Annotated in this window: 16 protein-coding genes, 1 pseudogene and 1 riboswitch; of the genes and pseudogenes, 10 read left to right on the forward strand and 7 right to left on the reverse strand. The window is 71.8% G+C overall.

From position 1 onward, the window contains the following. Nucleotides 1-3: 3 nt before the first annotated feature. The 3 genes from QMK28_RS15195 to QMK28_RS15205 are packed head-to-tail and all read right to left on the reverse strand — an operon-like array spanning nucleotide 4 to nucleotide 2,348. Entirely contained in the window at nucleotides 4-1,725 is a 1,722-nt protein-coding gene (locus QMK28_RS15195; RefSeq protein ID WP_326438088.1) for an urease subunit alpha, read from the reverse strand. Further along, nucleotides 1,718-2,029 carry an urease subunit beta gene (locus QMK28_RS15200; RefSeq protein ID WP_326438090.1) on the reverse strand — a complete coding sequence of 104 codons (312 nt, stop codon included), beginning with the start codon at nucleotides 2,027-2,029 and terminating at the stop codon, nucleotides 1,718-1,720. Before QMK28_RS15200 ends, QMK28_RS15195 begins: the two co-directional genes overlap by 8 nt. A gap of 16 nt (nucleotides 2,030-2,045) precedes the next feature. Beyond that, nucleotides 2,046-2,348: an urease subunit gamma gene (locus QMK28_RS15205; protein ID WP_326438092.1), complete on the reverse strand. Its 303-nt coding sequence runs from the start codon at nucleotides 2,346-2,348 to the stop codon at nucleotides 2,046-2,048. A 467-nt stretch (nucleotides 2,349-2,815) separates the two neighbouring features. Between QMK28_RS15205 and QMK28_RS15210 the strand changes: the two genes are divergently transcribed. The 3 genes from QMK28_RS15210 (at nucleotide 2,816) to QMK28_RS15220 (ending at nucleotide 5,489) form a co-directional block, all read left to right on the forward strand. Then, nucleotides 2,816-3,766: a M28 family metallopeptidase gene (locus QMK28_RS15210; RefSeq protein WP_326438094.1), complete on the forward strand. Its 951-nt coding sequence runs from the start codon at nucleotides 2,816-2,818 to the stop codon at nucleotides 3,764-3,766. Nucleotides 3,767-4,022: 256 nt separating this feature from the next. Then, nucleotides 4,023-4,292: an ATP-dependent Clp protease proteolytic subunit gene (locus QMK28_RS15215; RefSeq protein ID WP_443050732.1), complete on the forward strand. Its 270-nt coding sequence runs from the start codon at nucleotides 4,023-4,025 to the stop codon at nucleotides 4,290-4,292. Nucleotides 4,293-4,827: 535 nt separating this feature from the next. Then, nucleotides 4,828-5,012, forward strand: a riboswitch (cyclic di-AMP (ydaO/yuaA leader). Nucleotides 5,013-5,015: 3 nt separating this feature from the next. Next, the gene (locus tag QMK28_RS15220) at nucleotides 5,016-5,489 is read left to right on the forward strand and encodes a C40 family peptidase (RefSeq protein WP_326438095.1); all 474 of its coding nucleotides are present in this window, start codon (nucleotides 5,016-5,018) and stop codon (nucleotides 5,487-5,489) included. A gap of 239 nt (nucleotides 5,490-5,728) precedes the next feature. On the opposite strand, the gene QMK28_RS15225 is transcribed toward QMK28_RS15220, so the two are convergent. Next, entirely contained in the window at nucleotides 5,729-6,172 is a 444-nt protein-coding gene (locus tag QMK28_RS15225) for an ATP-binding protein (protein WP_326438097.1), read from the reverse strand. A 264-nt stretch (nucleotides 6,173-6,436) separates the two neighbouring features. Here QMK28_RS15225 and QMK28_RS15230 point away from each other — a divergent pair. Both QMK28_RS15230 and QMK28_RS15235 read left to right on the forward strand, forming a co-directional pair. After that, nucleotides 6,437-7,325, forward strand: a pseudogene (locus QMK28_RS15230) (helix-turn-helix domain-containing protein). Next, on the forward strand, nucleotides 7,306-7,572 hold the full coding sequence (locus tag QMK28_RS15235) for a DUF397 domain-containing protein (protein WP_326438099.1): 267 nt from the start codon (nucleotides 7,306-7,308) through the stop codon (nucleotides 7,570-7,572). Before QMK28_RS15230 ends, QMK28_RS15235 begins: the two are co-directional and overlap by 20 nt. 4 nt (nucleotides 7,573-7,576) lie before the next feature. Here the strand turns inward: QMK28_RS15235 and QMK28_RS15240 are convergent, their stop codons facing one another. Further along, nucleotides 7,577-8,737 carry an 8-amino-7-oxononanoate synthase gene (locus QMK28_RS15240; RefSeq protein WP_326438101.1) on the reverse strand — a complete coding sequence of 387 codons (1,161 nt, stop codon included), beginning with the start codon at nucleotides 8,735-8,737 and terminating at the stop codon, nucleotides 7,577-7,579. A 171-nt stretch (nucleotides 8,738-8,908) separates the two neighbouring features. Between QMK28_RS15240 and bioB the strand changes: the two genes are divergently transcribed. The 4 genes from bioB (at nucleotide 8,909) to QMK28_RS15260 (ending at nucleotide 13,370) form a co-directional block, all read left to right on the forward strand. Then, complete coding sequence (gene bioB / locus QMK28_RS15245) at nucleotides 8,909-10,237, forward strand: biotin synthase BioB (protein WP_326438103.1); 1,329 nt, start codon at nucleotides 8,909-8,911, stop codon at nucleotides 10,235-10,237. Further along, nucleotides 10,230-11,627 (forward strand): adenosylmethionine--8-amino-7-oxononanoate transaminase, encoded by a 1,398-nt coding sequence (locus QMK28_RS15250; protein ID WP_326438105.1) that lies wholly within the window; start codon nucleotides 10,230-10,232, stop codon nucleotides 11,625-11,627. The genes bioB and QMK28_RS15250 overlap by 8 nt, the downstream gene beginning before the upstream one ends. A gap of 85 nt (nucleotides 11,628-11,712) precedes the next feature. Then, entirely contained in the window at nucleotides 11,713-12,435 is a 723-nt protein-coding gene (bioD, locus tag QMK28_RS15255; RefSeq protein WP_326438106.1) for a dethiobiotin synthase, read from the forward strand. Nucleotides 12,436-12,593: 158 nt separating this feature from the next. Continuing rightward, nucleotides 12,594-13,370, forward strand: a complete 777-nt coding sequence (locus QMK28_RS15260) for a class I SAM-dependent methyltransferase (RefSeq protein ID WP_443050733.1) — start codon at nucleotides 12,594-12,596, stop codon at nucleotides 13,368-13,370. A 36-nt stretch (nucleotides 13,371-13,406) separates the two neighbouring features. On the opposite strand, the gene QMK28_RS15265 is transcribed toward QMK28_RS15260, so the two are convergent. Both QMK28_RS15265 and QMK28_RS15270 read right to left on the reverse strand, forming a co-directional pair. Beyond that, on the reverse strand, nucleotides 13,407-13,778 hold the full coding sequence (locus tag QMK28_RS15265) for a fic family toxin-antitoxin system, toxin component (protein ID WP_326438108.1): 372 nt from the start codon (nucleotides 13,776-13,778) through the stop codon (nucleotides 13,407-13,409). Continuing rightward, nucleotides 13,775-14,002 (reverse strand): toxin-antitoxin system HicB family antitoxin, encoded by a 228-nt coding sequence (locus tag QMK28_RS15270; RefSeq protein WP_326438110.1) that lies wholly within the window; start codon nucleotides 14,000-14,002, stop codon nucleotides 13,775-13,777. The genes QMK28_RS15265 and QMK28_RS15270 overlap by 4 nt, the downstream gene beginning before the upstream one ends. Before the next feature lie 200 nt (nucleotides 14,003-14,202). Between QMK28_RS15270 and QMK28_RS15275 the strand changes: the two genes are divergently transcribed. Next, nucleotides 14,203-15,009 carry an ABC transporter ATP-binding protein gene (locus QMK28_RS15275; protein WP_326438112.1) on the forward strand — a complete coding sequence of 269 codons (807 nt, stop codon included), beginning with the start codon at nucleotides 14,203-14,205 and terminating at the stop codon, nucleotides 15,007-15,009. Nucleotides 15,010-15,012: the final 3 nt, after the last annotated feature.

Below are 15,012 nucleotides of genomic sequence, written 5' to 3' on the forward strand. Positions count from 1 at the left end.
TCATCAGAAGAGGAAGTAGCGCTGGGCCATCGGAAGTTCGGCCGCCGGGGCCGGGTCGACCGGGTCGCCGTCGATGGTCACGGTGAAGGTGTCCGGGTCGACCTCTACGTGCGGCAGGGCGTCGTTCTCGCGCATGTCGGCCTTGGTGAGGCCGCGGGTGCTGCGGATGGCGATGAACTTCTTGCCGAGGCCGAGCCGTTCGGGGAGGCCGTCCTCGATGGCCGTCCGCGTGACGAAGTTGAAGGAGTTGGCGGCGGGCGCACGGCCGATCGCGCCGAACATGGGCCGGGGCAGGACCGGCTGCGGGGTGGGGATGGAGGCGTTGGCGTCGCCCATCTGCGCGTAGGCGATCTGGCCCCCCTTGATGACGAGTTGCGGCTTGACGCCGAAGAACGCCGGGGCCCACAGCACCAGGTCGGCGAGCTTGCCCGGTTCCACGGAGCCGATCTCGGCGTCGAGGCCCTGGGCGACCGCCGGGTTGATGGTGTATTTGGCGACGTAGCGGCGGGCCCGGTGGTTGTCCGCGCGGCCGTCGCCGGGCAGCGCTCCGCGCCGCCGCTTCATGACGTGGGCGGTCTGCCAGGTGCGCAGCACGACCTCGCCGACCCGGCCCATGGCCTGGGCGTCGGAGGAGATGATCGAGATGGCTCCGAGGTCGTGCAGGATGTCCTCGGCGGCGATGGTGCTGGGCCGGATGCGGGACTCGGCGAAGGCCAGGTCCTCGGGCACGGCGGGGTTGAGGTGGTGGCAGACCATCAGCATGTCGAGGTGTTCCTCGATGGTGTTGACGGTGTGCGGCCTGGTGGGGTTGGTGGAGCTCGGCAGCACGTGGGGCTGCGAGACCACGGTGATGATGTCGGGCGCGTGGCCGCCGCCCGCGCCCTCGGTGTGGTATGCGTGGATGGAGCGGCCCGCGATGGCCGCGAGGGTGTCGCCGACGAACCCGGCCTCGTTCAGCGTGTCGGTGTGGAGGGCGAGTTGGGCGCCGGTCTCCTCGCAGACGGTGAGGCACGCGTCGATGACGGCGGGGGTCGCGCCCCAGTCCTCATGGATCTTGAATCCGACCGCTCCGCCGCGCAGCTGGCTGTACATCGCGCCCCGGCTCATGGTGTTGCCCTTGCCGAGCAGTCCGATGTTGAGCGGGTACGCCTCCATCGCCTCGAACATCCGGGCGAGGTGCCAGGGGCCGGGCGTGACGGTGGTGGCCTTGCTGCCCTCGGCCGGGCCTGTGCCGCCGCCGATCAGCGTGGTGATGCCGGAGGCGAGGGCCTCGTCGGCGATCTGCGGGCAGATGAAGTGCACATGGGCGTCGATCGCCCCGGCGGTGAGGATCTTGCCGTTGCCGGCGATGATCTCGGTCTCGGGGCCGATGACCAGGTCGGGGTGGACGCCGTCCATGGTGTCGGGGTTGCCGGCCTTGCCCAGCGCGGTGATCCGGCCGTCGCGCAGCCCGACGTCGGCCTTGACGACGCCCCAGTGGTCGAGCACGACGGCGCCGGTGATCACGGTGTCCGGCGCCCCGTCGGCGCGGGTGGCGCGGGACTGGCCCATGGATTCGCGGATGACCTTGCCGCCGCCGAAGACCGCCTCGTCGCCGGCGCGTCCGGGGCCGCCGCAGAGGTCCTGGTCGATCTCGATCAGCAGGTCGGTGTCGGCGAGCCTGATCCGGTCCCCGGCGGTGGGGCCGAAGAGGTCGGCGTACGCGGCGCGGCTCAGCTCAGTCATGCAGAACGCCTCCGGTCTCGCCGCGCAGGCCGGCGACGAAGCGGCGGCCTGCGAGCGGGATGAGTTCGACTTCGGCGAGGATGCCGGGTTCAAAGCGCACGGCGGTCCCGGCCGCGACGTTCAGGCGCTGCCCGTGGGCCGCCGCCCGGTCGAAGTCGAGGCCGGGGTTGGCTTCGGCGAAGTGGTAGTGGGAGCCGACCTGGACGGGCCGGTCGGCGATGTTGAGTACGGCGAGACGGGTGACGGGGCTGCCCTCGTTGAGGCGCACCGGCTCGTCGGCGAAGAGGATTTCTCCGGGGATCATCTGCGGTCTTTGCCTGTCAGCCGATGGGCTCATGGACGGTGACGAGCTTGGTGCCGTCCGGGAAGGTCGCCTCGACCTGGACGTCGTGGATCATTTCCGGCACGCCGTCCATCACCTCGTCGCGGGTGAGCACCTTGCGGCCGGAGGACATGAGTTCGGCGACGGTGCGGCCGTCGCGGGCGCCTTCGAGGAGGTGCGAGGTGATGAGCGCGACCGCCTCGGGGTGATTGAGCGTCAGCCCCCGTGCCCGTCGCTTCTCGGCCACGTCGGCGGCCACATGGATGAGCAGTCGTTCCTGCTCGTGCGGGGTCAGATGCACGCTTCCCACCTCACAGTCGTCCCTCCCACCGCCCTGCGTGGAACGGGAGGGGCCCGGCGTTACTACCGGTCCGAGAGCGGCGAGTATGGATGTATCGCCCACCGACCTCAGCGGGACCCTATCCGACTTCAACACTCTGTTGACCTGCGGTTAGCGGTCCGACGCCCAGGAATTACACGCTAATACGCAACCTTTTCCATCGCGTTAACTCGGCCTTTGCTCCCCCATGGAGGTGAGCCCCGGAAGAGCGTTCCGCACCGCCCCTGACCTCGACGTCCACACACAGGCCCACTGCGGGACGCGGACGGCGCACGACCCTTCCGACGGCTTGGCGTATGCCCGCATTCGTCCGCATGCCGCAACTCCGTGTCCGGTATGCGCTCTTGACGTGCGCCGCCGCACCATCGATTCTCATGTCCGCGTCAACTCGCTCCGCACGACCCCCCACATCATCATCGGAGCCTCACATGACACGAACAGCACCTCTGCGTCGCGCCGCGCTGGCCGCGGGCGCCTGCACCGCTCTCACCGCCGCTCTGCTCGGCGCCGCGAGCGGCGCTCAAGGAGCCCCGGCGCCGGCCGCGGCGCCGGATATCTCGGTCGCCAACGTCAAGGCGCATCTCGGCGAACTGCAGTCGATCGCCGACGCCAACGGCGGCAACCGCGCCCACGGCGAGGCCGGTTACAAGGCCTCCATCGACTACCTCAAGGCGAAGCTGGACGCGGCGGGATTCACCACCGCCGTCCAGGAGTTCGACTACAACGGCGCCACCGGCTACAACCTGGTGGCCGACTGGCCCGGAGGCAGCGCCGACGACGTCGTGATGTCCGGGGCGCACCTGGACTCGGTCGGCGACGGTCCCGGCATCAATGACAACGGCTCGGGCTCAGCCGGCATCCTGGAGGTCGCGCTCGCCGTCGCCAAGGCGGATCTCAAGCCCACCAAGCACCTGCGGTTCGGCTGGTGGGGCGCTGAGGAGTTCGGCATGATCGGCTCGCAGCACTACGTCGACAAGCTGTCGACCGGCGACCGTTCGAAGATCGGCGGCTACCTCAACTTCGACATGATCGGCTCGCCGAACCCGGGCTACTTCGTCTACGACGACGACCCCGCGATCGAGAAGACGTTCAAGGACTGGTACGCCGCCAAGGACATCAAGACCGAGATCGAGACCGAGGGCGACGGCCGCTCCGACCACGCCTCCTTCAAGAACGCCGGGATACCCGTCGGCGGCCTCTTCTCCGGCGCGGACTACAAGAAGACCCAGGAGCAGGCGGACAAGTGGGGCGGCAAGGCCGGCGAGGCCTTCGACCCCTGCTACCACGCGTCCTGCGACACGACCGCGAACATCGACGACAAGGCGCTGGACACCAACAGCGACGCCATCGCCGACGCGGTCTGGCAGCTCAGCTCCTGACCCCGGACGCTGCGGGCCGCCGCCCCCGGCACCCGAAACACCGGCCGGGCCCGCGTCAGCAGTGCGGGCGGCGTCACCGGCGCGGCCCGCGGCGGCGGAACCGACAGCACCACCCGGAACAGCCGGCTCCACAGCCGCCGGCGCCCGCGGCACACGCGGGCACCGGGAGCACAGCCCGCATCACCGTCAGCCCTAGCGGCCCGGTCGCCGATCCCCGGCGTCCGGGCCGCGGTGCTCTGCGGCGGGCAGGCGGGTGATGCTGCCGACGGCCCGGGTGCTCATCCACCAGCCGTCGGTCAGCGAGCCGTTCCACGGCCAGGCCAGCGACCTGGAGATCCAGGCCCGGGAGATGCAGCGGGTCCGCGCCCTGCTGGAAGAGCTGCTGGTACGGCACACCGGCCGCCCGGCCGCGCGGATCAGCCAGGACATCGAGCGCGAGAAGATCTTCGACGCCGAGGCCGCGGTGGCCTACGGCCTGGTGGACGGGCCGACCAGCAGCCGCAAGCAGGCCCCGGTCCGGCCCTGACGCACGAGCGCGGCGAGCGCGAGCCGCCCATGAACGCGCCGGCGCGGGCGCTGCGGGTGCTGGATGGGGAGCGCCGCGCGCGCCGGGTCTCGTTGCCGCCCCTACCCGGAGGGTGATATAAGGGCTGATCCCCGTCCCGGAGCCGGCTCCGGGACCGGCCCCAGCCGTTGAGCGCATTGCCCGCCGAGCCCGATATCCGCGATCGGACCGATGCGGATCGGGGTGGGGCGACCCGCTGTAGTCGCTCGTACGCACCGAATGGGATCACCTGTTCGGCGTAGCCGGAGGCAGACGTATTGCGCTGATCAACTTGCACGGAGCGCCCGGGCGTTTGGCGGAGGTGTCCATTCCGCCCCTGGTACGGGACTCCTCGGGGGTCGCGCACCAGGAGCGAATCAGCCCGTGTCACCTGAATGGGTCAGAAGTGGCGAGTGTCACAATAGGGCGTTTCGGCTCGGAACCGGTGGCCGAGGTGCGTGACGATCCCTGGGACGACAAGCCCCCGCCGCCTCGGTGGGGCGGTCCGGGCGGACGCCGAATCCTGCCGCCGTACCGGATGACTGGTCGACACCAGTGGATCGGCAGGAGCGGAGGACCCAAGCACGGCGGGCCGACCGGACACACCGGTCGCCCCTTGGGGTGAAGCCGTGAAAACGGCCGGGCAACTTCGCCTGCCCGAACCCGACAGGTCATCTTTCGCAGGCGGTTGACGAAGGGTTGCGCATGACTGCGCGAATTCACGTCCCCGCACTGTTCACCCGGGCAGGCACCATCTCGGCTCTCACCATCGCCGCTGTCGGCGGCACCGCGTTGGCCCCGGGTTTCGCCCCGACCGCCGAAGCGTCGGGGCACTCGTCCGAAGCACTCAAGATCGCGGCGTCCAAGAAGGGTTCGCCCTACCGCTACGGGGCCAGCGGCCCGCACCGCTTCGACTGCTCGGGGCTCACGCTCTACTCGTTCAAGCGCGTCGGCAAGCAGTTGCCGCGCACCGCGGCGGCCCAGTACAACAAGACCCGACATATCTCGGCGTCCCACCGCAAGAGTGGCGACCTGGTCTTCTTCCACTCGGGACGGGGCGTCTACCACGTGGGGATCTACGCCGGGCGCGGCCGGATCTGGCACTCGCCCAAGAGCGGATCGGTCGTGCGCCTGGAGCGGATCTGGACGCGCAGCGTCTGGTACGGACGGGTGCGCTGAGGCCGTAGAGCTGAGGCCGTAGAGCTGAGGCCGTAGAGCTGAGGCCGTAGAGCTGAGGCCGTAGAGCTGAGGCCGTAGAGCTGAGGCCGTAGAGCTGAGGCCGTAGAGCTGAGGCCGTAGAGCTGAGGCCGTAGAACCGGCCCCGCCGGGCCTTCCTCGGTTCGGTGATCGTGGAGGATCACCGAACCGGGGAAGGCCGGTGGGCCGGTCCCGGCCGAGCCGAACAGCCCCCGCAAGGATCAGCGCTCACCCTGAAGCGGCGTCGCCGAGGGCCAGGGCAGCGTGATCCAGACCGTCTTACCGCCCTCCTCGGTGGGCGTGACGGACATCCGGCCGCCGGCCTCCGCGGCAAGCCAGCGGATGATCACCATGCCGCGGCCGTTGTCCTGCTGGACCGCCGCGGGCAGCCGCTGCGGCCAGCGCGGGTGGCTGTCGGTGATCCCGACGCGAAGCTGCTCGTCCCGGTCGAGTTGGACCTGCACGGTGAAGGTGGGCGACTGGCCGAAGGTGTGCTGGACCGCGTTGGTGGCGAGTTCGGAGACGATCAGCCGGACGCTGTCCCGGATGTCGGCTCCCGGCGGCAGCCCCCAATCGGTGAGCAGGCCGGTGACATAGGCGCGCGCCGTGGAAACCGACACCGGAGTGCTCGGCAGGGTGACGGATACTTCCTGGTGGTCTGCCATGGCGACGCTGTCCCTTTCCCGCCGAGGCCGGACTCCGATGCGGTGCGTAGCGAAGTCGCGGGCGGCCCCGAACGGCTGCTTCGCGCCAGAGTCCCATTTATGCTGCCGTCATTGGTGGCGATCCACCAAGGTATGCATATATCTGTCGCTCGAAGCGGTGAACTCTGCTACGGGAGACCGTATTCGGGCGGCACACTGGTGCATTGACCACGAACGGATCGGCCACAACGGATCGAACGGGCGGCATTGTCCGGAGGAGGCGGCATGCGCCACGGTCCCGCGGTGCGCCGCCGAAAGCTCGGCGCGGAATTGCGCCGGCTGCGCGATCACGCCGGGCTCACCAGCGGTGAGGCGGCCCGCCGGGTGGGCTGGCACCAGTCCAAGGTCAGCCGGATCGAGACCGGCCGCAGCGGTGTGAAGCCCTGGGACGTCGCGCGGCTGATGGACGCGTACGCGGTGACCGATCCGGAGCTGCGGGCGTTGCTGACGGCACTCTGCGGCGGCGCGGACAGCGAGCGGGGCGACGGGGTCCGGCAGGGCTGGTGGAACGCCTACCGGGAACTACTGCCGCCGGAGCGCCGGGACTTCATCAGTCTGGAGTCGCAGGCCGCGCGGGTGCGCACGCTGGAGACGACCGTCGTGCCGGGGCTGCTGCAGACACCCGGCTACGCCCGCGCGCTGACCCGCGCGACCCTCGGCGCGCTGCCGCCGGCCAAGCTGAACTCGCTGGTGGAGGTGCGGATGGCGCGGCAGGCGGTGCTGCGGGCCGACCCGCCGATGGAGTTGTGCGCGGTGCTGGACGAGGCGGTGCTGCGCCGCGATGTGGGTGGCCCGCGGGTAATGGCCGAGCAATTGTGGCGGCTGGTGGAATGGGGAGCGCTGCCCCGGGTGCGGCTCCAGCGTATTGCCGTTCTCGCGTGGGGTGCATATCGGAGTGACCGGCCCTTTCGTTATCTTCTCCTTTCCGCTCATTGCTGATCTGGATATGGTTGTTCTGGACCACCTGACGAGTAGCCTCTATCTCGAACAGAAGGAAGACCTCAGGGCGTGCAACGCCGCATTCGACATTTTGCGGGCCCGCGCCCTTCCCGACAAGGATTCGTTGGCTTTCATCGCCGGCATCGCGCAGGCGTATGGCGGCGCGCGAACGTAAGGAGGCACCATGGTCCGCACCTCCTCGCCACGTACCGCACAGCGCGACCCTGATCGGCGTCCATTGGCATCGCAGCAGTTGGAGCACCGCGATGAACAACTGTCTCGAAGCGGCTTCGCTGCGCTCCGGGGCGCTGGCCGTGCGCGACTCCAAGAACACGGCCGGCCCGGCGCTGCTGTTCTCGCCGCCCAGCTGGGCGGCGTTCGTCGAAGCAGTGGGCAACGGGACGTTCCCGACCCGGAGTTGAGTGCTCAACCGGTCGGCGCGGTCTTCACGATCGCGTCGACCGCGTCCCCGATCCGCTGATCCGTCAGATCGGCGCGGGCCGTCAGCCGCAGCCGGGAGACGCCGTCGGGCACGGACGGCGGACGGAAACAGCCGACCGCCAGCCCCGCCGAGCGGCAGTCCGCGGCCCAGCGCAGCGCCGATCGCGCCGAGGGGGCCCGTACCGAGACCACCGAGGCGTCGGGGCGGGTCACGTCGAGGCCCGCCGCGCTCAGCCGCCGGTGCAGTTCGCCCGCGACCGTACGCGCCCGCGCGGCCCGTTCGGGCTCCCGGCGCAGCAGCCGCACGCTCGCGAGGGCGGCGCCGACCGCCGCGGGGGCGAGCCCGGTGTCGAAGATGAAGGTCCTGGCGGTGTTGACGAGATGCTCGATGACCCGGGCCGGGCCGAGCACCGCGCCGCCCTGGCTGCCCAGCGACTTCGAGAGGGTGACGGTGGCGACGACGTCGGGCGCCCCCGCGAGCCCCGCGGCGTGCGCCGCGCCGCGACCGCCCTGGCCCAGCACGCCGAGGCCGTGCGCGTCGTCCACCACCAGGGCCGCGCCGTACGAGCGGCAGGCGGCGGCCAGCGCGGCGAGCGGCGCGGCGTCGCCGTCCACCGAGAAGACGGAGTCGGTGACCACGAGGGCGCGGCCGTCCACCGGATCGTGCGCGTCGAGGGCCTTGCGCACCGCCTCGGGGTCGGTGTGCGGCACGACGGCGGTCTCGGCCCGCGAGAGCCGGCAGCCGTCGATGAGCGAGGCGTGGTTGCCCGCGTCGGAGACCACGAGGGTGCCGGCGGCGGTGAGCGCGGTGACGGCGGCGAGGTTGGCCGCGTAGCCGGAGGAGAGCACGAGCGCGGACTCGAATCCGCAGAAGTCGGCGAGTTCGGCTTCGAGCTCGGCGTGCAGTTCGGTGCTGCCGGTCACCAGCCGGGAGCCGGTCGCGCCCGCGCCCCACCGCTCGGCCGCCTCGGCGGCGGCCCGGGTGATCTCCGGGTGCCGGGCCAGGCCCAGGTAGTCGTTGCTCGCCAGGTCCAGCAGCGGGGAGTCGGCGGGCCGCGGCCGCAGCGTACGCACCAGCCCGGCGCCGCGGCGCGCCCGCGCCTGCTCGTCGATCCAGTCGAACGGGTCGCGCGGGTCCTGCGGCATCGGCCGTCCTTCGCTGCTGCTGCGTGTTTCTGCTGCTGTTCCTGTGGGGTTCGACTAAAACGTAGCCGCGCGGGAGCCGGCACAGGGTGTGGCGATACACACACCTGGATCGGCCGGTGTTGTTCGATCTCTCCTTGGCCCCGGATGCCGGCGTAGGCGAGGATCAGCCACATGGACCTGCTGAACACACTGGTGGACAAGGGGCTGCGCCGCGAGCTGCCCACGCGGGACGAGGCGCTGGCCGTGCTGGCCACCTCGGACGACGAACTGCTCGACGTGGTGGCCGCCGCCGGAAAGGTGCGCCGGCAGTGGTTCGGGCGGCGGGTGAAGCTGAACTACCTGGTCAATCTCAAGTCGGGGCTGTGTCCCGAGGACTGCGGATACTGCTCGCAGCGGCTCGGCTCGAAGGCCGAGATCCTCAAGTACACCTGGATCAAGCCGGACGAGGCCGCCGCGGCGGCGGGCGCGGGGGTGGCCGGCGGCGCGAAGCGGGTGTGCCTGGTCGCCAGCGGCCGCGGGCCGACGGACCGGGACGTGGACCGGGTCTCGCAGACCATCGAGGCGATCAAGGCGCAGAACGAGGGCATCGAGGTCTGCGCGTGCCTCGGGCTGCTCTCGGACGGCCAGGCGGCGCGGCTGCGGACGGCGGGCGCGGACGCGTACAACCACAACCTCAACACCTCGGAAGCGACATACGGCGACATCTGCACGACGCACGATTACGCGGACCGGGTCTCGACGGTGAAGCAGGCCCAGTCGGCCGGGCTGTCCGCCTGCTCCGGGCTGATCGCGGGCATGGGCGAGTCCGACGCGGACCTGGTGGACGTGGTCTACGCGCTGCGCGAGCTGGACCCGGACTCGGTGCCGGTCAACTTCCTGATCCCGTTCGAGGGCACACCGCTCGGCAAGGAGTGGAACCTGACGCCGCAGCGGGCGCTGCGCATCCTCGCGATGGTCCGGTTCGTCTGCCCGGATGTGGAGGTACGTCTCGCGGGCGGCCGTGAGGTGCATCTGCGGACGATGCAGCCGCTCGCGCTGCACCTGGTCAACTCCATCTTCCTCGGCGACTACCTGACCAGCGAGGGCCAGGAGGGCCAGGCCGACCTCGACATGATCGCCGACGCGGGCTTCGAGGTGGAGGGCACCGACGCGACGACGCTGCCCACGCATCGCGTGGACGCGCAGACCGCGGCCAAGGCGGCGGCGGACGGCGGCTGCTCCGGCCACGACGCCGGGGGCCGCGGCCCGTGCGGGGGCTCCGCCGCGGAGACCTCTTCGGACGACGCCGCATCGGGCGGCACCGCATCGGACGGCACTCCGGGCGCGCCCGCCGAGTCCGCGCCGGTCACCGCCGTCGTACCCGGCCCGGCGGTCAAGGTCGCCCCGGCTCCCGCTGCGGCTCCCGCGCCGGTCGCGGCCGTCGCCGCCGGCCCGTCCCGCGCGGATCTGGTCTCGGTGCGCCGCCGCGGCGCGGGAACCGAGCTGCCGCCCAATGCCTGAGCCGCTCCCCCGCGCCGAAGCCGCGCCGCCCGACGCCACGCCGCCCGATACCGGGCCCGCGCTCGGCCCTTCCGCCGGCGGCGTCGGCACCGGCGCGCTGACCACCGGCGAGCTGCTGGCCCTCGACCGTGAGCACGTCTGGCACCCGTACGGGCCGATGCCCGGCCGGCAGCCGCCGCTGGTCGTCGAATCCGCGTCCGGGGTCCGGCTGCGGCTCGCCGAACCGGCCTGGGGCGCCGTTGAGTTGATCGACGGCATGTCCTCCTGGTGGTCGGCCATCCACGGCTACAACCACCCGGTGCTCAACGAGGCCGCGCGCGGCCAGCTGGACCGGATGAGCCATGTGATGTTCGGCGGGCTCACCCATGAGCCCGCCGTGCGGCTCGCGGCCCGGCTGGTGGAGATCACCCCGGAGCCGCTGCGCCATGTCTTCCTCGCCGACTCCGGTTCGGTCTCGGTCGAGGTCGCCGTGAAGATGTGCCTCCAGTACTGGCGCTCGGCCGGGCGGCCGGCCAAGCAGCGGCTGCTCACCTGGCGCGGCGGCTACCACGGCGACACCTGGCAGCCGATGTCGGTGTGCGACCCCGACGGCGGGATGCACCAGCTCTGGTCGGGGGTGCTCCAGCGGCAGATCTTCGCGGACGAGCCGCCCGCGGGCTTCGACGCCGACCCCGACCCCGGCTACGTCGCGGGACTGCGGGCGCTGATCGCCGAGCACGCCGACGAACTCGCCGCGGTCATCGTGGAGCCGGTGGTGCAGGGCGCGGGCGGGATGCGCTTCCACTCCCCCGGCTATCTGCGGGTGCTGCGCGAGGCGTGCGACGCGTACGGCGTGCTGCTGATCCTCGACGAGATCGCGACCGGTTTCGGGCGCACGGGCGAGCTGTTCGCGGCCGGCCACGCGGGGATCTCCCCCGATGTCATGTGCGTCGGCAAGGCGCTGACCGGCGGCTATCTGACGATGGCGGCCACGCTGTGCACCTCCGGGGTCGCCGAGGGCATCTCCCGGGGCGAGGTCCCGGTGCTCGCGCACGGCCCCACCTTCATGGCCAACCCGCTGGCCGCGGCCGTCGCGACGGCCTCCATCGACCTCCTCCTCGCGCAGGACTGGCGGCAGGAGGTCAAGCGGATCGAGACAGGACTGCGGGACGGCCTGACGCCGCTGGCCGCGGTCGAGGGCGTACGGGACGTACGGGTGCTCGGCGCGATCGGCGTCGTGCAGCTCGACCACGAGGTGGACATGGCGGCGGCGACCGAGGCCGCAGTGCGCGCGGGCGTCTGGCTGCGGCCGTTCCGCGACCTGATCTACACGATGCCGCCGTTCGTCACCGATGACGAGGATCTGGCCCGGATCTGCGCGGCGGTGAGCGCGGCGGCGAGCGCGGGCTGAGGCCGCCGGGGCGGGGTGCGCCGGCGCACCCCGCCAGCGGGATCGATGGACAGAGTCAGAGCTGGACAGAGCGGAAGGGGGCGGGATGTCGGTACTGGTCGTCACGGGGACCGGCACGGAGGTCGGCAAGACGGTGGCCACCGCGGCGATCGCGGCGGCGGCGCTGGCTCGCGGCCGGAGCGTGGCCGTGCTCAAGCCCGCGCAGACCGGCGTCGGTCCCGGCGAGCCGGGCGACGCGATGGAGGTCGTGCGGCTCGCCGGAGCGGTGACCGCCGTCGAACTCGCCCGCTTCCCCGAGCCGCTGGCCCCGGCGACGGCCGCCCGGCGGGCCGCGATGACACCCGTACAGCCGCGCGACATCGCCGAGGCCGCCGGGAAACTGGCCACCGAGCACGACCTGGTGCTGATCGAGGGCGCGGGCGGGCTGCTCGTACGGTTCGACGCGGCGGGCTCGACGCTGGCGGACGCGGCGACGCTGCTGGACGCGCCGGTCCTGATCGTCGCCCCGGCCGGGCTCGGCACGCTCAACGCGACCGCGCTGACGGCGCAGGCGCTGCGCGTCGGCGGCCTGGTGTGCGCGGGGGTGCTGGTCGGCAGCTGGCCGGCCGGACCGGATCTGGCCGCGCGCTGCAATCTGGCCGATCTGCCCGAGTCGGCCGGCGCTCCGCTGCTGGGCGCGATCCCCGCCGGCGCGGGGGCGCTGACACCCGCCGCGTTCCGGGCGGCCTCGGCCGGCTGGCTCGCGCCGGCCCTCGACGGCGGGTGGGACGCCGAGGAGTTCCGCGCCCGGATGGCCCCTGACGCGTAGTCCCGCACTCCCCCTCCGGCCTCACTGGGCGGCCCCGCCCCTCTGGTCGTACGGGCTCCGTGCGGGCGGACCCGCCGGTCCGGCGTCGTCCGGTCACGGAGCGCATCCGCAGGGCACAATCGCGGTAGCCGAAGTGCCGTGCAGGAAGGGGTCGGGCTATGTCTTCACGGTCTACGCGGTCTACGAGGTCTTTGCCGTTCTGGCGGTCTCTGCCGTTCTCCCGGAGAAGGAAGCTGCCGCACGACGCGGTGCACCACCCCTGGTTCGCCCGCCTCTGCGTCCGCCTCAGCGCACTGGCCGAGGAACGGGCCGGCGTCGGGGCGCACCGCGAGGAACTGCTCGCCGGGCTGTCCGGCCGGGTGATCGAGGTCGGGGCGGGCAACGGGCTGAACTTCCCGCACTACCCGCTGACGGTCTCCGAGGTGGTCGCGATCGAGCCCGAGCGCAGCCTGCGCCGGCTGGCGGTCGGCGCGGCGCTGCGCGCCGAGGTCCCGGTGGACGTCGCACCGGGCGCGGCGGAGGCGCTGCCGGTCAAGAGCGAGGCGTTCGACGCCGCCGTCGCGTCGCTTGTGCTGTGCTCGGTGCGGGACCTGCCCCGGTCGCTGCGGGAGATCCGGCGGGTGCTGCGGCCGGGCGGCGAGCTGCGCTTCTACGAGCACTGCCGGGCCCGCGGCCGGTGCCTGGCCGCGATGCAGCGGGCGCTGGACCATACGGTGTGGCCGCTGTTCTTCGGGGGCTGCCATACGGGCCGGGACACGCTGGCCGCGCTGGCGGAGGCGGGCTTCGAGGTCGGCCCGTACCGCAGGCTGCGGGTGCCGGAGCACGGGCTGCCGCTGCCGAGTTCGGCGCATGTGCTGGGCGTCGCCCGGCGGCCGGTCGAGGACGAGGACGGCGGCGAAGGCCCGGTCGAGAGCCCGGACGCGGAAGCCTCCTAGGGCCTGTTCCGGGAGGGGCACTGGCGACCCCCGCCGCTAAAGGCTCCAGGTGCGCAGCTCGTCGGCGATGGCGTGCACGTCCGCCGTGCCGTCCTTGACCAGCCGGGCCAGGTCGCGGACCTGCTCCGGCGAGGTGACGATCTTGAGGCCGCTGGCGACGAGATAAGCGTAGGCGACGGCGGAGGCGAACAGCGCGTTGGAGCGTTCCAGCGCCGGTACGTGCAGCAGCAGCTGAAGCAGCGCGGCGGCGCGGGCCTGCGGGTCCTGGTAGACGGGGGTGCCGAAGATGTCCGCCTCGTGCCTGCTCACGGCGGCGACGAGGGCGCCCCAGTCGGTGACCTGGGGGTCACCGGGTGTGTTGTGTTCAGCGATCATGAGCAGCCAGGCGAGGTCGATGCGGAGGCTCAACGGCGGCCTTCGCGCTCCGCGCCGAACTCCTCGGCGAACACGGTCTCGTACTGCTTCATGAAGTCCGCGGCCGATTCCACGAAGGTATGGCCGACTTCGCCCGCGTCCTGGCGGACGAGCTCCTCGATATAGCGGTTCACGCTCACGCCCCGCTGCAGCGCGCGTTCCCGCGCCGCCTCAGCGGTGGCTTCGTCCACTCGCACGTTCAGCTGTGTTTTCGCCACACTTCCAAGCTAGCGCCCATCCGCTAGCATCCGCAAGCGCGGATCAGCTCGTACGTACGGCCGCCGCGGTCTCCCCCGACGCCGCCCCCACCGCCTCCCCCGGACCGAGCCCCGCGCCGGGCGTGCCACGCCCGGCTGTCGCAAAGGGATACCGGAGGCGCGGTCCCGCCTCTACGCTCCTGTGCTGTACGGGAGTTGGAATGTCCCAAAACGGGGAGGCAGTTGTGTCGGTTCCGGCGGATCGGACACCGCAAGAAGCCGAGGGGCACGGGTCGGCCGCCGCGCGGGCCTCGGCGCTGACCAAGACGTACGGCACGGGTGAGACCCGGGTAGTGGCCCTGGACGGGGTGGACGTGGCGATCGCCCGCAGCCGGTTCACCGCGGTGATGGGGCCGTCCGGCTCCGGGAAATCGACGCTGATGCACTGCCTGGCGGGGCTCGACACGGTATCCGCGGGCCAGGTGTGGCTGGGCGACACCGAGATCACCGGGCTGAACGAGCGCGAGCTGACGCGGCTGCGCCGGGACAAGATCGGCTTCATGTTCCAGTCCTTCAACCTGCTGCCCACGCTCTCGGCAGAGGAGAACATCACGCTGCCGATGGACATCGCGGGCCGCAAGCCGGACCAGGAATGGCTGCGCAAGGTCATCGACACGCTGGGGCTCGGCGACCGGCTCAAGCACCGGCCCGCCCAGTTGTCCGGCGGCCAGCAGCAGCGGGTGGCCTGCGCCCGCGCGCTGGCCTCGCGGCCCGAGCTGATCTTCGCCGACGAGCCGACGGGAAACCTCGACTCGCGCTCCGGCCTGGAGGTGCTGCGGTTCCTGCGGGAGGCGGTGGACGAACTGGACCAGACGGTGGTGATGGTCACCCACGACCCGGGCGCGGCGGCGCACGCGGATCTGGTGCTGTTCCTCGGCGACGGCCGGATCGTCGATGAGATCGTCCGCCCGTCCTCCGAGACGGTGCTGGAGCGAATGAAACTCTTCGACTCGGCGCGGAAGGGCTGATCG

Origin of the sequence: Streptomyces sp. H27-D2 (assembly GCF_035828615.1) — a bacterium.
GTDB lineage: Bacteria > Actinomycetota > Actinomycetes > Streptomycetales > Streptomycetaceae > Streptomyces.

Bases quoted from the DNA above. Each gene is read 5' to 3' on its own strand.
- QMK28_RS15225 (WP_326438097.1), bottom strand. From the start codon at position 6,172: ATGGCAGACCACCAGGAAGTATCCGTCACCCTGCCGAGCACTCCGGTG.
- QMK28_RS15200 (WP_326438090.1), bottom strand. From the start codon at position 2,029: ATGATCCCCGGAGAAATCCTCTTCGCCGACGAGCCGGTGCGCCTCAAC.
- QMK28_RS15260 (WP_443050733.1), top strand. From the start codon at position 12,594: ATGTCTTCACGGTCTACGCGGTCTACGAGGTCTTTGCCGTTCTGGCGG.
- QMK28_RS15275 (WP_326438112.1), top strand. From the start codon at position 14,203: ATGTCCCAAAACGGGGAGGCAGTTGTGTCGGTTCCGGCGGATCGGACA.
- QMK28_RS15195 (WP_326438088.1), bottom strand. From the start codon at position 1,725: ATGACTGAGCTGAGCCGCGCCGCGTACGCCGACCTCTTCGGCCCCACC.
- QMK28_RS15215 (WP_443050732.1), top strand. From the start codon at position 4,023: ATGCTGCCGACGGCCCGGGTGCTCATCCACCAGCCGTCGGTCAGCGAG.
- QMK28_RS15250 (WP_326438105.1), top strand. From the start codon at position 10,230: ATGCCTGAGCCGCTCCCCCGCGCCGAAGCCGCGCCGCCCGACGCCACG.
- QMK28_RS15240 (WP_326438101.1), bottom strand. From the start codon at position 8,737: ATGCCGCAGGACCCGCGCGACCCGTTCGACTGGATCGACGAGCAGGCG.
- QMK28_RS15235 (WP_326438099.1), top strand. From the start codon at position 7,306: ATGGCGGCGCGCGAACGTAAGGAGGCACCATGGTCCGCACCTCCTCGC.
- QMK28_RS15220 (WP_326438095.1), top strand. From the start codon at position 5,016: ATGACTGCGCGAATTCACGTCCCCGCACTGTTCACCCGGGCAGGCACC.
- bioD (WP_326438106.1), top strand. From the start codon at position 11,713: ATGTCGGTACTGGTCGTCACGGGGACCGGCACGGAGGTCGGCAAGACG.
- QMK28_RS15210 (WP_326438094.1), top strand. From the start codon at position 2,816: ATGACACGAACAGCACCTCTGCGTCGCGCCGCGCTGGCCGCGGGCGCC.
- bioB (WP_326438103.1), top strand. From the start codon at position 8,909: ATGGACCTGCTGAACACACTGGTGGACAAGGGGCTGCGCCGCGAGCTG.